This window comes from Pseudorhodobacter antarcticus (genome assembly GCF_900110135.1).
GTDB classification, from domain to species: Bacteria; Pseudomonadota; Alphaproteobacteria; order Rhodobacterales; family Rhodobacteraceae; genus Pseudorhodobacter; species Pseudorhodobacter antarcticus.
The window spans coordinates 1-15,585 of sequence record NZ_FOCO01000057.1 but is presented as its reverse complement, the minus strand read 5'-3'; the positions used below and the strand labels follow the sequence as shown (position 1 = coordinate 15,585).

The following is a 15,585-nucleotide window of genomic DNA, read 5'->3' as shown; positions in this document are numbered from 1 at the left end:
TACAGCGTTTCGGTTTTAACTTGCGTCATAACCGGCCGCCTTGAAGTAGTTTCCGCATTCGAATGGGTCGTAGAGATCGCAAATTGATCCGATAGCCTGAAAGACGTCGGTGAAGGTTCTCGCCCCGATCCGTCGGAGGTGGGCTTTCAGTTTCGAGAACGCCTGTTCGATGGGGTTCAGGTCTGGTGAGTATGGCGGCAGGTAGAGGAACCAGCAGCCGTGATCGCGCAAAGCCTGCGTCGCTTCGTTGTTCCGATGCGTTGCCAGATTGTCGAGGATCACGACGGTTCCGGGCGAGATCTCCGGGACGAGTACCTCGCGCACATAAGCGGCGAAGGCGCTACCGTCCATCGCGCCCTTGATGACCCACGGCGCGATCAACGCGTCCTGCGTCAGGCCTGCGATAAGCGTCTGTGTTCCCCAACTGCCGAACGGTGCGCCCACTGTCAGGCGTTGGCCCCGTCTGGCCCTGCCACGCAAGCGGGTCAGGTTCGTTTTCACAGCCGTTTCGTCAATGAACACAACACGATCTGACAATGCAGCAATGGCGGGCAAGCGATGCTTGAACCAGTCCGCGCGCTGTTGTCTTACCTTGGCGCGGCGGCGCTCGGTGGCGACCAGAGACTTTTTTTGTATGTGAACCCGAGCCGGGCCAGCAGGTTGGCGATGGATGAGTGATGCACCTGAACACCTTCTGCTTCCGCCAATGCGTCCCGCAATTCAAAGAGCGTGATGTCGGGGTCCTGAGCGATCAGTTCCTCAAAGAACCCCCAATGCGGAGCCAGCTTTCCATTGCCCCGTGGAGGCCCCTGCGGTGCAGGATCCGCGTGGCCCTTGGTCCGAACTTGACGCGCCCAACGCGCGCCAGTGGCAGGCGACAACTTCAGACGCAACGCAGCAGCGCGCCCACTTAAACCTTCTTCAATATATCTCTGAAAACGCGTCCGAAGCGCAGATGACAATGGTGCTGACATGATACATCCCCCCAAGAAGAATGAATCACAACTGAACCATTTTGGGAATCCCCCGCGATTCAGGTTTCAGTCGAAACGCTGTAGTGCTTTATTGCCCCTACTGAACCTTCAATGGCTGCAACATCTCGTCGGTGTCCAATTTCAGGGCGCTACGCCACAAGGGCGTCTTGAAGACGTGGTGCACATGCTTGCCGTTGTGTTCTTCACGGGTCTGGACAAGCAACCCGGCCCACTCGAGCGGATGCAAAACGCAGGATGAGAATTCTGCGATCTCTCTCCATCCGGCGTTATCCCAGCCATGTTCTTGGCCATAGAACGCCGCGAACAGCGCGCGTTCGGTGGTGCCAAGGTTAGCCTCGACGTTGATCACGTTCATTCAGACATCCCATTTTCCGAAGGGACGTCTTTCAAAGCGGGCGTAGGAGGCATGATCGAGTTGTAGGACAACGAACGGGATCAGCTCGGCAAACAGCTTGCCCGGCGCCTGTGCCAGTTCTGCGCCGCGCTTGGTCAGCTTGAACGCGCCTTTGAAGTGCCGCCCTAGACGTAGGGTGATCAGAATGTAGTGCAGCACCTCAAGCGGTGGGAACTCGCATTCGTTGATGACCTTGTTGTACCGGACATCTCCTCCGCGCTGCTGTCGGGCCAGTCAAAATGCGCGACTGCCCAATGCACGAAGACGCGCTTGAACGCCTTGGTCTTGGTCAAACCGATGGCCCCTTGCTCCTGCGCGTACTGCAACGTCAACAGCGCCGCGCGCAGCAACGGCGAGTGCGCGAGATCAGGGTGGCTATCGGAAAGGGTGCGGAACTTGATCATGGCCTGATGGTGCCACAAGGTTTTCGTTGCTGCCAGACGCAAAAAGCCCCCGCTTTTCAGGGGGGACTCGTCAAACGTTGATGTGGCGTTGATGTAAAATGCGTAGTGCTATACACAAGCGAAACGCTCAACATTTAACTGTTCGGTTTCGTTGATAAAAATGGTTGCGGGAGCTCGATTTGGACACTGTTTCCAGCAAATCGCAGAGGCGCGCGTCCCGCGATGAAACATCGGCAAATCTCAGGTTACACGTTCAACAGCTTGCACCAAAGCGCTCTGCTTGTCATTTCCATGGGCTTAAGCGACCCCACTCGGGCAACGGTCCCATTCCAATTCTGGAAACCGAATTCCCTTGTCCAGATCTCCTAGAACGCGGATCTTCGAAATTTGAGGGCCGCGAGGCACGAAATGAATCTAATCTTTTCGTTTTTGCAAGAGTAATGATACCAGCCCAAGCAGCGCCGAAACCACGATCAGGAGTAACGACACAGCATTCAACACGGGCGTTGATCCAAGCTTGAGCCTGTCATACATCGTAATTGTCAGCGGCGCATCGGAGCCCACGAGCATCAATGTCGTATTGAAGTTTTCAAAGCTCATAAGCACCGCTACCACTCCCGCCGCGGCCATCGCAGGGTAAAGAAACGGAAGCGTTACCTCACGGACTGCCCCCCAATGCGTAGCACCAAGGTTCAGTGCGGCCTCCTCGAGACTGGGATCAAACTTCTGCAAGCGCGCTGAGATCACCAGCGTGGCAAAAGTTGTGATAAAGGAGAATTGGCCCAGAACCACAAGGATCAGCCCTGGACGCAGGCCGTCAAACCAAAGTCCCGTCGCGTCTTCTAGGAAATTGGCGACGGACGACGAGAAAACAAGAATAGAAATCCCAAGGATAATGCCAGGGATAATCAACGGCAAAAGCATCAAGACATAGAGGATCGCTTTGCCGCGAAATTCATGCCGCACAAATAGAAACGCGTTACAGGTTCCAACGAATACGGCCAATACGGACACCCAAAACGCCACAACACCAGAGGTCACCAGCGACCGCAGTATCGGACTTTCGTGAAACACACCGATATACGGCGCCTCGGTGCCAAAGAACCAATCCCACGTAAACCCCTCCCAAGGCAGCGATGGAAACACACTGTCATTGAAGGCAAAGGCACAAACCGTGGCTAAAGGGAGCGCCAGATAGATAAAGAATAGCGTGACATAGGCGCGATACGACCACTTAAACGCGCGACTTTGAGGAATACCAATGATCATGATTGCGCCATCGTTTTACCCAAGGATTGTCCCGTCAACTTGAGGCCGACAAATACGATAAATGAGGATAGACCAAGTAAAAGGAACCCAAAGGCCGACCCCAGCTCCCAGTTAAATCGTGTGATGAATTGACTGTAAATCAGGCCAGTAAACCAAAGACTATCCTTGCCTCCCAACAGGATCGGCGTCAGATAATTGCCGAGGCTAAGCATGAATACGACGATGCAACCCGACACAATTCCAGGCATGGCATGTGGGATGATGATCTCGCGCAAAATTGCAAACCCGCTCGCACCCAGATCATAACCCGCTTCGATTAAACTATCGTCAAGGCTATCTAGCGCGGTCACCAACGGCACCACCATGAACAGCATCGACGTATAGACGAGCCCCGTCATGATAGCCGCGTCATTGTAAAGCATCTCGACAGGTCCTGCCGCCAGCCCCAGATATTGCAGCACATTCGAGAACACACCCGTCTCGCGCAGCAAAATCATCCACCCGAATGTCCGAACTAATTCGCTGACCCAAAACGGGATCAGACACATCAGAAACAAGGTCGTTTTGGTCCGTCCCCGCGTGAGCTTCGCGATATAGTAAGAGATCGGGAAACCTATAAACAAGGTCAGGACCGTCGCTGCAATCGACATATAGGCCGTGCGCGCAAAGGTATTCCAGTAGAGTGGCTCATTCAAAAAAACAGCATAATTGGCAAAGCTTGTTTCATATTCACGCACGCCAACTTTTTCACGCAGCGACACAAGAAACATGCCGACATGGGGCAGAATAATCAACGTCACTAGCCAAATCAGGCAAGGCGCGAGTAACAGCCAAAACGCCAGTTTCGAGCGGTCAGTGGCCATGCGGACCCCCGGTCGCTGTGTAAACCCGCGTTTGCAGATATTCCCAGCCAAAATGAATCAGATTGCCACGCGAAAGATCACGAAACTCGCCCGTTTGTGGTAATGCGACGCTCATTTCCGCGCCCGTTAGTTCATCGCGTAAAATGAGCTGACTGTTTGCGCCGTTAAACAAAACATTCTCGACTTTCCCCTGCCCCGCATTGCTCAAACCCGAGACACCTTCCGCCTTGCGAGACAGTCGCACGGCTTCGGGCCGCACAAATACATTGACCGTATCGCCGACCTTCAGCCCACCGACGGCATCAGTGCCATGCAGCACTTGTCCCTGTGCGGTGGCCATTTCCAGTGCATCTGCTGACTTACTCTTGATGGTGGCCGCAAAGCGGTTCGCCTCACCGACGAAACCCGCAACAAATGCGGTCTTGGGCTCGTAATAAAGCTCCTTGGCAGTGCCCGTTTGCTCAAACTCCCCGTTGTTCATCACCGCGATTTTGTCACTCATCACGAGTGCCTCTGATTGGTCGTGAGTGATGTAAACAAAGGTTGTATTGAACTCAGATTGCAGTTGCTTCAATTCAATTTTCATATGTTCGCGTAGCTTTAGATCAAGCGCGCCCAAGGGTTCGTCCAACAACAACACGTCTGGTTCCAGAACCATGCAGCGCGCAATTGCGACCCGCTGTTTTTGCCCACCTGAAAGCGAACTGATGGGCCGCTCCGCCACGCCAGCCAAGCCCACACGTTCCAGAACCCGCTTCACCTGTTTTTCAATGTCAGACCGGTTCACGCCACGTTGGCGCAGACCGAACCCGACGTTGGTCCCAATATTCATCATCGGAAAAAGAGCAAGGTGTTGAAATACCATCGACACGGGGCGCTTGTTGGGCGGCACGTCGATCACCGATTTACCCTTGATCAACAAATCACCGCTGGTTGGTTTTTGAAACCCAGCGATCATCCGCAGTAAGGTGGTTTTTCCACAGCCGGACGGCCCCAAAATCGAAAAGAATGTTCCTTGCGGCACATCAAAAGAGACGTCTTTCACCGCATTGAAATCAGCAAAGCTTTTCGAAATGGAACGGCATTGCAGGTCGGGGACGTCAGTTAACATTTTCGTGCCTTCATATAAAATAGGAAGCGCGAAAACCGCGCTTCCCTTTTTGTCATGTCAAACGCGGTTATTTCGCTGCGTTGATCCGGTCCAAGGTTGCCCCCTCCAGTGTCTCCAGACCCGCAGGCACAGATGGATACCACTTGATGTTATCGATGGCTTCTTGCGGGAAACTGGCCTGGTATTTGGCTTTCAACGCATCATCGACGTTCGCATCCCCGCCCTGCGAGGCGGTGAAATTACCAGCTGATGCAGTGATCATCGCAGCGATGTCAGGCTGCATGACAAAGTTGATCCACGCATAAGCCGCCTCATCCGCACGTCCACGCGCAGGCAGTGCAAATGTGTCGATCCAGCCCAGCGCACCTGACGTAGGCGCAACAAAGGTGATATCCGCGTTGTCATCGTTCAACTGCCATCCGCCAGTATCCCACGCCATCGCCGCGACGATCTCGCCAGAGCGCATCAGGTTCTTAAGCTCGTCGCCGCCGTCCCAATAGGTTTTGACGTTTGCTTTACATTCGACCAACTTGGCTTCCACCTGATCGAGAATGCCCTGATAGGCCGCCTCGTCGCCGTATGCGGCAAATGGGTCAAGCCCCATCGAGAATGCAAACCCAATCAAGGTTGGGCGCTTTAGGCGGTAGGATACTTTGCCAGCAACGGATGCATTGCAGAGATCCGTGTAATCCTTCACGTCCGTGACCATAGCCGTGTTCAAAACCAAACCATCGGTGCCCCAGACATGCGGCACTGCGAAAACATCTTCGCCAATCATCGTGTTGCCTTTGGTCGCTTCCAGCATCGACGGAATAAACAGGCTGGTATCGATCTGCGACATATCAAGCGGCTTATAGATGCCGAACTCTGCCTGCGGGCCTGCGATCCGGTCTTGGCTTGGCTGTGCCAGATCAAAACCACTGCCATTTGTGGCGCGCAGTTTGGCGATCATTTCTTCGTTGTTAGATTTGGTCACCTCGACGGTGTGGCCTGTCTCGGCTTCAAACATTGCGATGACTTCATCAGGCGCGTAACCGCCCCACGTCAGCAGCCGCAAAGTCTCTGCATTGGCTGCGGCCGATGAAAGGGCCAGCACTGCGACAGTAGAAAGGAATAGGTTACATTTCATCATATTTCTCCAAATTTATGAGGCAAAAGGTGAACCCCAATGAACAGCCTATCGCTCAAACAACCTATAAAGTGGCTGTATGACACGCAAATGACGGTGATGTATTTGCGGACGTCTAACGAAGATTAGTGCATTTATCGCCTAATGAAGCAATTGTTTTTTAGGTGAATTTGCGAAAGAGTTTGGTTTGATCGAACATGTCTTCAAGGGCCTCCATCCTTTGCTTTGTTTCGTCCCATTTCAGGTTTTGCACCGACGAAATCATCGTTTCCAAAAGGAGCATTGGCGTCGCCACAGAATCCCAAGCCGACGGCACAATGATCCGACAACTCAGACAAATATGCGCAAGCTGATGCACTGGAGAGCGCCATTGATCGGTGAAAAGTATAATCTGTGCGCCACGCGCATGGGCCATTTCGGCCAGCTTCAGGGTGTTGTTTTCATAGCGGCGCACATCGAAAATCACGAACACGTCGCCCTTCTTTGCATTCAATAGGTAATGGGGCCAAGTATTCGATGTGGACTGCACATGTGTCAAATTCGGACGAATAACCTGCATATGCAAAAAGAAATACTCGGCCAAAGTGTGGGTGATCCGCCCGCCTACGATAAAAAGCTGATGCGTCTGATCCGCGACCAATTCGCAAGCTTTGTCAAACGCCACGGGGTCAATTTGCCCAAGGGTCAACCGGATATTTTCAATTACAGCTTCGGTGAACCTGTTGAGCAAATGCTCGGAAGGAACCGTATCGGCCCACGAATCATGCTTGGCAATTGGGTCTTTGACCTTAGCCCTGAGTTCTTCGCGTAATTCCGCCTGAAAATCAGGATAGCCTTTGTAGCCCAGCTTTTGCACCATCCGCGCGACAGTCGGCACTGAAACATTCGCGTCTTTGGCTAAAGCAGACAGCGGACCCAGCCCAGACGCGGGATAATTTTCGAGAATCGAAAGCGCCAATTGCCGCTCTGCACGGGTCAATTCGTCCAGCTTTTGCTGAATGCGATCAGATACTGTTTGCTCGTTTTGGAGCATTGGACCTCCGTTCTGTTTACTTTTATATCAAACAATCTTCGCCTGTGAAATTATTTTCTGAAATTTGTTGACAAACATCGATATGAGCAATCACCTTGACGTCAGGAGAGCTGAAATGAATCACGTTCGACACGCCTCATCCGACGACCATGTGATCGTCGAGAACGCGCGGGGTCAATCTTGCATCGTGATCGTTTGCGAACATGCCAGCAGCTATATCCCTGAGGTTTACAAAAACCTCGGGATGCGCGTCGCTGATTTGCTTAGTCATGCAGCTTGGGATCCGGGGGCTCTGGATGTTGCACGTGGCATTTCTTTTCGGCTTGATGCGCGACTTGTGGCGTCTGGCGTGTCGCGTCTTGTTTATGACTGTAACCGCCCGCCCAGCGCGATGGACGCCATGCCAGCCCAGAGCGAAACCATCAAAATTCCAGGGAATGCCGATTTGACGGCGGACCAGCGCCGCGAAAGGTCCGATCTTTACTACACCCCGTTTCGCGATCATCTAGCCAAGACTATCTCCGCAACGGCGCAGCCAGTTGTCGTGACTGTTCACAGCTTTACCCCTATTTATAACGGAGAAGCACGCAGTGTGGAGATCGGCATTTTGCATGATACAGACAGACGATTTGCGGACACCATGCTAGCACTGGCGCATGTTCACACCCTTGCGGATGTCCAGCGCAATGCCCCCTATGGCCCCGAACACGGCGTGACCCACACATTAAAAGAACATGCGATCAACGCAGGTCATCTGAATGTCATGATCGAAATTCGCAATGACCTCATCCAGACGGCCGATCAACAAAACAAGATGGCTGATACGCTGTCCACGTGGCTGTCGGAAACTCTTCAAAAAGTTACCTCTGCAAAGGACACCCAATGACCCGCTTCATGCATCGTTATATCCGCGTGGTCGATGCAGTAAATTACCGCGTCGGGCGCGTGGCGATGTATGGCATTTTCGTCATTATGGGAATTCTGCTCATCTCATCGGTGAACAAAACCTTCTTCACGCCAACACTTTGGACACTTGAAATGGCGCAGTTTGCGATGGTTGCCTATTATGTTTTAGGTGGCCCCTATTCGATCCAACTTGGCTCGAACGTCCGCATGGATCTGCTCTATGGCGAGTGGTCGTTGCGTAAAAAGGCGTGGGTCGACCTCATGACCGTCTTCTTTCTTATCTTCTACCTCCTCGTGCTGTTGTATGGCGCGATTAGCTCAACGGCTTATTCGTTTGGCTATTGGGGGACCGAGCCATTTTCCTTTTTTAGTGGTCTGATCACAGGCACCGAAGAAATCGGCCACATGGAACGGTCATCAAGTGCTTGGCGACCCTACCTCTGGCCAATCAAATTCGTGATGATCATCGGAATATTCCTGATGCTTCTGCAATGTATTTCTGAGCTGTTGAAAGACGTGCTGCGGCTGAAAGGTGAGGAAATCTGATGTCGTATGAATTGATCGCCACGCTGATGTTTTCGTCGATGATGCTGATGCTCTTGACTGGACAGCGGGTATTTGGCGCCATTGGTTTTGTCGCCGTTGTCGCGTCACTCGTGCTTTGGGGCGATAAGGGCGGCTTTGACCTTGGCTTTGCTGCTGCGATGAAGCTGATGAAGTGGTATCCACTCCTGACCCTGCCGATGTTTATCTTCATGGGCTACGTGCTGTCGGAAAGTAAAATCGCCGATGACCTTTATAAGATGTTTCACGTCTGGATGGGCGGTTTGCAAGGCGGGCTTGCGATCGGAACAATCGGGTTGATGGTGCTGATTTCAGCGATGAACGGGTTGAGTGTCGCAGGTATGGCAATTGGTGCCACAATCGCACTGCCTGAACTCTTAAAACGTGGCTATGACAAACGGATGGTCACGGGCGTTATCCAAGCGGGATCGAGCCTCGGAATTTTGGTTCCGCCCTCTGTGGTTCTCGTGCTTTACGCCATGATTGCGCGGCAGCCCGTCGGCCAACTCTGGCTGGCTGGCGTTATTCCCGGCCTGATGATGGCTGCGATGTTTATCATTTATATCATGGTGCGCTGCTGGAAGAACCCCACTCTTGGTCCAATCCTATCTGCCGAAGAGCGTGACATGCCGCGCGCGGAAAAGCTGAAACTTTTAACCGCAGGACTTTTGCCCATTGCCATTTTTGCGGTGATGATGGTGCCTTTCGTGAACGGCTGGACCTCACTAGTAGAGAGCTCCGCCATCGGCGCTCTCGCCGCATTCCTCGCCGCTGTCGTCAAGGGCCGCATGACACGCGAGGTTTTCGAAAACTCGGTGCGCAATACCCTCAGCATCACCTGTATGTTCATGTGGATAATCCTCGCAGCCCTCGCCTTCGGCGCGGTTTTCGACGGCTTGGGTGCGGTCAAAGCTATTGAAAGTTTGTTTACAGAAAAATTAGGTCTATCCCCTTGGGTGATCCTGATCTTGATGCAGCTTACGTTCATCTTGATGGGAACATTCTTGGATGACACTGCCATGCTCGTGATCGTCGCTCCGCTTTATGTGCCGCTGGTTGGCGCGCTTGGGTTCGATCTGGTATGGTATGGTATCCTTTATACGATCACTTGCCAGATCGCGTATATGACGCCGCCCTTCGGCTACAACCTGTTTTTGATGCGGGCCATGGCACCGCCCGAGATCACGATCCAAGATATTTATCGCTCTATCGTGCCCTTCGTTTTGGTCATGGTGGGCGCGTTGGCCCTCGTGATGATCTTTCCGCAATTGGCGCTTTGGCTGCCCAATTACGTTTACGGCAACTAACCCAAAAAGACTCCGGTTAAGGGGCAATCATCCAACCAAGGAGAAAACCATGACTACGAGACGCACATTCTTACGCAACACCGCACTCGGCGGAACCGCTGCAGCCCTTGCTGCACCTTCCGTGGCGCGCGCGCAAACTGCCATCAAGTGGCGTTTTCAGACCTATGCAGGTGCTGCACTTGGCGAACATGTCACCAAGCCTGTGATCGATTTCATTAACAAAGCTGCAAACGGCGAACTTGAAATCGAGCTCTACTATGCCGACCAAATTGTTCCAACCGGCGAGCTATTCCAAGCGCTTCAGCGAGGCACAATCGATGCGGTTCACTCTGACGACGACTCGATGGCGTCGCCGACACCGTTGCAACAATTCGGCGGTTATTTCCCGCTTGCGACTAAACACTCGCTCGATGTGCCTGTGTTGTTCGATCAATATGGGCTGGCCGATATCTGGCGCGAAGAATACGCCAAGGTTGGGGTCACGTGGTTATCTGCTGCGGGGCAAGACCCGTGTAATTTTAACACCAAGAAAGAGATCACCTCGCTTGCCGATCTTGATGGTCTCAAGCTTTACACCTTCCCGACAGCGGGCCGCTTCTTGTCTCAATTCGGCGTCGTGCCTGTGTCGATCCCATACGAGGACGCAGAAGTTGCCGTGCAAACAGGAGAACTTGACGGCATGGCATGGTCGGGCATCACGGAAGATTACACCGTCGGATGGGCGGACGTCACCGACTACTTCCTGACCAACAACATCTCGGGGGCTTGGATTGGCTCGTTCTTTGTGAACCAGCAAGTTTGGGCCGACCTGCCAGAGCATCTAAAAGCGATCGTCATGGCGGGGATTGAAGCAGGCCACACCTACCGCAACCAGTGGTATTGGGGCGGTGAGGCGCGTCTGCGTGCCCAAGGCGATAAACTGCAACTCCGCTCTATTCCGCAAGAGGAATGGGTCGTCGTTGAAGACGCCGCCAAAGTATTCTGGACAGAAATCGCCGCAGAAAGCGAATTGAACGCCAAAATTGTGCAAACCTTCCGAGACTATAACGATGTCATCAGCAAGGCTGGACCTCCTTATACTTTCGGGTAATGAATAACATTGGCCAGTGCGGTTACGCGTGCTGGCCACCACTTGTCGGAGTATAGCCGTGACAAAACCACACGATTTTGAAACCCTTAGAACAATGGTCGCATCCGGCGAGATTGACACCGTTCTGGTGTGTTTTGTCGATATGCAGGGTCGCCTGATGGGCAAACGGTTTCACGCAGTCAATTTCGTAGAAACCTCGTTCAAAGAAACCCATTGCTGCAACTATTTGCTCGCGACCGATCTGGAAATGGCAACGCCGAGCGGCTATGCCTCGACCGGTTGGCAAAGCGGCTATGGCGACTACGTCATGGCCCCCGACCTGACCACAATCCGCCCCTTGCCATGGCTTGAAGGCACCGCAATGGTGCTGTGCGACGTGCTTGACCACCATACGCACGAACCAATTCCCCATTCCCCACGCGCGATCCTCAAAAAGCAGATCAAGCGGCTTGAGGCGCATGGACTAGAGGCCAAAATGGCGACCGAATTGGAGTTTTTCCTCTTTACCAAAACCCTAGATGAAATCCGCAAAGACGACTTCCGCAATCTGGAACCGATCAGCGGATATAACCAAGATTACCACATTTTCCAGACGACGAAAGAAGAGGGCGTCATGCGGCCAATCCGCAACCATCTGTTTGCCGCAGGTCTACCGATTGAAAACACCAAAGGCGAGGCCGAAGCAGGCCAAGAAGAACTCAACATTCGCTATTCCCCTGCCCTTGATTGCGCCGATTATCATTCGATTGCGAAACACGCGATCAAGGAAATTGCTTGGCAACACGGCCATGCCGCGACCTTCCTGCCCAAATGGCACAAGGACCGTGTCGGCTCTTCCAGTCACGTTCACCAATCGCTTTGGAAAAACGGAGAGGCCGCGTTCTTTGACAAATCCCAACCTCACGGCATGTCTAAACTGATGGGCCATTATATGGCGGGCCTAATCAAATATGCGCCCGACTACGTCTATTTTCTGGCACCCTATGTGAACAGCTATAAGCGGTTCGCCAAAGGCACATTTGCGCCCACAAAAACCGTCTGGTCAGTTGATAACCGCACGGCTGGCTTCCGTTTGTGCGGCGAGAATACCAAAGGCGTGCGCGTCGAATGTCGCATTGGCGGCTCTGATCTCAACCCCTATCTCGCACAGGCAGCCATGCTCGCTGCGGGCATCAAAGGGATTGAAGACGTGCTCGCGCTTCCGCCTGCAACAACGGGCGATGTTTACGTCGATGCACAGGCAGCAGATATTCCGCAGACGCTACGCGCCGCAACAATAACACTGCGCAATTCCGCATTTTTGCGCGAGGCTATGGGCGACGACGTTGTCAATCACTACACGCGTGCCGCGGAATGGGAACAAGAAGAATTTGACCGCGTTGTCACCGATTGGGAAATCGCACGCGGTTTTGAAAGGGCTTAAACTATGACGATCAAATGTATCTCCCCCATCGACGGGTCGGTCTATGCCGAACGTGAAACTTTGACGCGCACGCAAGCTGACACCGCAGTCGCACGGGCAAAATCAGCCCAAGCGGCTTGGGCGCTTCGGCCCCTCGCGGACCGCATCGCACTGGTGCAAGCAGGCGTCGCGGCAGTTGGCGCTATGAACGACGATATCGTCCCTGAACTTGCGCATCAAATGGGCCGCCCTGTGCGCTATGGCGGCGAGTTTGGCGGCTTTAACGAGCGCGCCACCTATATGGCCAAAATCGCTGAAGACGCGCTGGCCCCTATCGTTGTTGAAGATAGCGATAAATTCCGCCGTGTGATCAAGCGCGTTCCGCACGGCCTCGTTCTCGTCGTGGCACCGTGGAACTACCCCTACATGACGGCGATTAACACAGTCGCACCTGCATTGATCGCGGGCAACGCCGTGATGCTCAAACACGCGTCTCAAACGCCGTTGGTGGGCGAACGTATGGCTGCAGCCTTCCATTCCGCAGGCGTTCCGACGGATGTGTTTCAAAACGTCTTCTTGGATCACGCAACCACATCAGACCTCATCGCAGACCGTGCCTTTGGGTTTGTGAACTTCACAGGGTCTGTGGGCGGTGGCAAAGCGATGGAAGTCGCTGCCGCAGGCACCTTCACAGGCATCGGGTTAGAGCTTGGCGGCAAAGATCCGGGCTATGTTATGGACGACGCCAATCTTGATGCTGCAGTGGATACACTGATCGACGGCGCGATGTTCAATTCGGGGCAATGCTGCTGCGGGATAGAGCGGATTTATGTGCATGAGAGCCTGTTTTATCAGTTTGTTGAAAAGGCTGTTGCGATCGTGAACGGCTATAAACTTGGCAATCCGTTGGACACCGAGACCACAATTGGTCCAATGGCCCACGTCCGCTTCGCCGATGAGGTCCGTGCGCAAACCGCTGAGGCCATCGCGATGGGCGCAAAAGCGCATATCGATCCGGCACTCTTCCCCGACGACGGCGGCGCCTACCTCATGCCGCAAATTCTCACCAATGTGACCCACGACATGCGCGTCATGCGCGACGAGAGCTTTGGACCAGTGGTGGGCATCATGTCCGTTAAAAACGACGCCGAGGCTATCAGGTTGATAAACGACAGCAACTTTGGCCTGACAGCATCAATCTGGACCCAAGACACCGCACGCGCCGAAGCCATCGCTGATCAGCTGGAAACAGGCACCGTGTTTATGAACCGCGCCGACTACCTCGATCCGGGCCTATGCTGGACAGGTTGCAAAGACACAGGCCGTGGCGGCGGCTTATCTGTGATCGGGTTTCACAACCTGACACGTCCAAAATCTTACCATATGAAAAAGGTCTAACGAGAATGAGCATAAAAGCAAATTGGTCCTACCCAACCGCAATCCGTTTCGGCGCAGGCCGCATTTCCGAAATCGCTGACGCCTGCAAAGTCGCTGGTATTAATAAACCACTCCTCGTGACCGACCGCGGCTTGGCCAACATGGCGATCACAACAAAAACACTCGACCTCTTGGAAGCAGCAGGGCTTGGCCGAGCAATGTTTTCCGAAGTAGACCCAAACCCAAATGAAAAGAACGCCGCCGCAGGCGTCAAAGCCTACCGTGATGGCGGACATGACGGCGTCGTCGCCTTTGGCGGTGGCTCGGGTCTTGATCTTGGCAAACTTGTCGCATTCTTGGCGGGCCAAACCCGCCCCTTGTGGGATTTCGAAGACATCGGCGACTGGTGGACACGCGCAGACGCAAGCGCCATCGCCCCAATCGTGGCCGTGCCAACGACGGCGGGCACTGGGTCAGAAGTCGGCCGCGCCTCGATCATCACCAATTCCGAGACGGCCGAAAAGAAGATCATTTTCCATCCTAAGTTCTTGCCAACGGTCGTGATCTGCGATCCTCAACTCACCGTCGGCATGCCAAAAATGATCACGGCAGGCACAGGTCTTGACGCCTTCGCACATTGCGTCGAGGCCTATTGCTCACCACATTACCACCCAATGTCACAGGGCATTGCGCTCGAAGGGATGCGTTTGGTCAAGGAATACTTGCCCCGCGCCTATGCCGACGGCACCGATATTGAGGCGCGCGCGCATATGATGTCGGCTGCAACAATGGGGGCCACTGCGTTTCAAAAGGGGCTTGGTGCCATACACGCCTTGTCGCATCCTATCGGCGCGATGTATCACACCCATCACGGCACAACGAACGCAATCTGTATGCCAGCGGTCCTTCAGTTCAACCGCCCTGCGATCACCGACCTGATGGGGCACGCCGCCAATTACCTTGGCATTGCGGGCGGGTTTGACGGGTTCTGCGACTACGTCGACACCCTCAACGACTCATTAGGTATCCCGCGCAAGCTCTCTGGTCTTGGCGTTGAAAATCCAGATATCGACCGTATCGTGGCAGGTGCCTTGCTTGATCCAAGCACTGGCGGGAACCCTGTTGAAATGACAAGAGAGAACACCACAAAACTGCTTCTCGAAATTGTCTAAACGCCAAGCTGTTGATTGCTGATAGAATTTGACCCAGTGGGGGTGCGGACGAAAAGTTGGACTATCTTGGAGATAGTTCATGTATAGCTACGAAGAACGAATGCGCGCGGTTGAGCTTTATATTCAAACCACTGAACAGTTGATTTCCGTTTGGTTACCCAAAGGCTTAGGCTCCAGACTCATTGATAATCAAAGCCATAACAAGACGGTTGCTGCGAGGGCGATGGCTGAAAGGAAAACCTTTGGGCATCTGTTCGTAGCGGGTGGCCGTCGAGGTGATCTGTTAAAAATCATCTGGTGGGATACGCAGGGCGCATGCCTGTTTATGAAACGCCTTGAGAAAGGGCGGTTTGTCTGGCCTTCGGCCAAGGACGGCAAAATCTGTGTCACGGCTGCACAACTATCGATGCTTCTGGAAGGAATTGACTGGCGGATGCCTGCGCGAACATGGCGACCATAGAGGTGGTCCTAGTTCTTCGACCACATTGCAGCCCTTTTAAGGTGGATCATGGTTTCATTTCAGGCTGCCATTCTCATAGGTTCTGTTTTGCTCGCATAGGCCTCGTCGG

Annotated in this window: 14 protein-coding genes and 1 pseudogene; 8 read left to right on the top strand and 7 right to left on the bottom strand. The window is 53.5% G+C overall.

Features of this window, described 5'->3' with window-relative positions; translation table 11 throughout:
• Positions 1–15: 15 nt before the first annotated feature.
• The 7 genes and pseudogenes from BMY36_RS19300 to BMY36_RS17265 all read right to left on the bottom strand — a co-directional run bounded on the left by BMY36_RS19300 (position 16) and on the right by BMY36_RS17265 (position 7,198).
• Positions 16–974 (bottom strand): IS630 family transposase gene (locus BMY36_RS19300; RefSeq protein WP_139194118.1). Its coding sequence is split into 2 segments (ribosomal slippage): positions 16–630 and positions 633–974, totalling 957 coding nucleotides; the frame shifts between segments, so codons are not numbered across the junction.
• A 97-nt stretch (positions 975–1,071) separates the two neighbouring features.
• Positions 1,072–1,793 (bottom strand): annotated as a pseudogene (locus BMY36_RS17290) (hypothetical protein).
• Positions 1,794–2,207: 414 nt separating this feature from the next.
• A complete protein-coding gene (locus BMY36_RS17285; protein WP_050521057.1) occupies positions 2,208–3,062 on the bottom strand; it encodes an ABC transporter permease in 855 nt (284 codons plus the stop codon).
• Positions 3,059–3,925 carry an ABC transporter permease gene (locus tag BMY36_RS17280; RefSeq protein ID WP_050521056.1) on the bottom strand — a complete coding sequence of 289 codons (867 nt, stop codon included), beginning with the start codon at positions 3,923–3,925 and terminating at the stop codon, positions 3,059–3,061. The genes BMY36_RS17285 and BMY36_RS17280 overlap by 4 nt, the downstream gene beginning before the upstream one ends.
• Positions 3,915–5,036 (bottom strand): ABC transporter ATP-binding protein, encoded by a 1,122-nt coding sequence (locus tag BMY36_RS17275; protein WP_050521055.1) that lies wholly within the window; start codon positions 5,034–5,036, stop codon positions 3,915–3,917. Before BMY36_RS17275 ends, BMY36_RS17280 begins: the two co-directional genes overlap by 11 nt.
• A 67-nt stretch (positions 5,037–5,103) precedes the next feature.
• Positions 5,104–6,165: an extracellular solute-binding protein gene (locus BMY36_RS17270; protein ID WP_139194121.1), complete on the bottom strand. Its 1,062-nt coding sequence runs from the start codon at positions 6,163–6,165 to the stop codon at positions 5,104–5,106.
• 160 nt (positions 6,166–6,325) lie between these two features.
• Entirely contained in the window at positions 6,326–7,198 is an 873-nt protein-coding gene (locus tag BMY36_RS17265) for a MurR/RpiR family transcriptional regulator (protein ID WP_050521053.1), read from the bottom strand.
• A gap of 82 nt (positions 7,199–7,280) precedes the next feature.
• On the opposite strand from BMY36_RS17265, the gene BMY36_RS17260 reads away from it, so the two are divergent.
• The 8 genes from BMY36_RS17260 (at position 7,281) to tnpB (ending at position 15,476) form a co-directional block, all read left to right on the top strand.
• Positions 7,281–8,084, top strand: coding sequence for an N-formylglutamate amidohydrolase (locus BMY36_RS17260; RefSeq protein ID WP_244888695.1), 804 nt, complete (start codon positions 7,281–7,283; stop codon positions 8,082–8,084).
• A complete protein-coding gene (locus BMY36_RS17255; protein ID WP_050521051.1) occupies positions 8,081–8,650 on the top strand; it encodes a TRAP transporter small permease subunit in 570 nt (189 codons plus the stop codon). Before BMY36_RS17260 ends, BMY36_RS17255 begins: the two co-directional genes overlap by 4 nt.
• Entirely contained in the window at positions 8,650–9,975 is a 1,326-nt protein-coding gene (locus BMY36_RS17250) for a TRAP transporter large permease (protein ID WP_050521050.1), read from the top strand. The genes BMY36_RS17255 and BMY36_RS17250 overlap by 1 nt, the downstream gene beginning before the upstream one ends.
• Before the next feature lie 49 nt (positions 9,976–10,024).
• Complete coding sequence (locus tag BMY36_RS17245; protein ID WP_050521049.1) at positions 10,025–11,065, top strand: TRAP transporter substrate-binding protein; 1,041 nt, start codon at positions 10,025–10,027, stop codon at positions 11,063–11,065.
• 94 nt (positions 11,066–11,159) lie between these two features.
• Positions 11,160–12,488 carry a glutamine synthetase family protein gene (locus tag BMY36_RS17240; RefSeq protein ID WP_050521048.1) on the top strand — a complete coding sequence of 443 codons (1,329 nt, stop codon included), beginning with the start codon at positions 11,160–11,162 and terminating at the stop codon, positions 12,486–12,488.
• Positions 12,489–12,491: 3 nt separating this feature from the next.
• On the top strand, positions 12,492–13,865 hold the full coding sequence (locus tag BMY36_RS17235; RefSeq protein WP_050521047.1) for an aldehyde dehydrogenase family protein: 1,374 nt from the start codon (positions 12,492–12,494) through the stop codon (positions 13,863–13,865).
• 5 nt (positions 13,866–13,870) lie between these two features.
• Entirely contained in the window at positions 13,871–15,016 is a 1,146-nt protein-coding gene (locus BMY36_RS17230; RefSeq protein ID WP_050521046.1) for an iron-containing alcohol dehydrogenase, read from the top strand.
• Positions 15,017–15,116: 100 nt separating this feature from the next.
• Positions 15,117–15,476, top strand: a complete 360-nt coding sequence (gene tnpB / locus BMY36_RS20990; protein ID WP_414811693.1) for an IS66 family insertion sequence element accessory protein TnpB — start codon at positions 15,117–15,119, stop codon at positions 15,474–15,476.
• Positions 15,477–15,585: the final 109 nt, after the last annotated feature.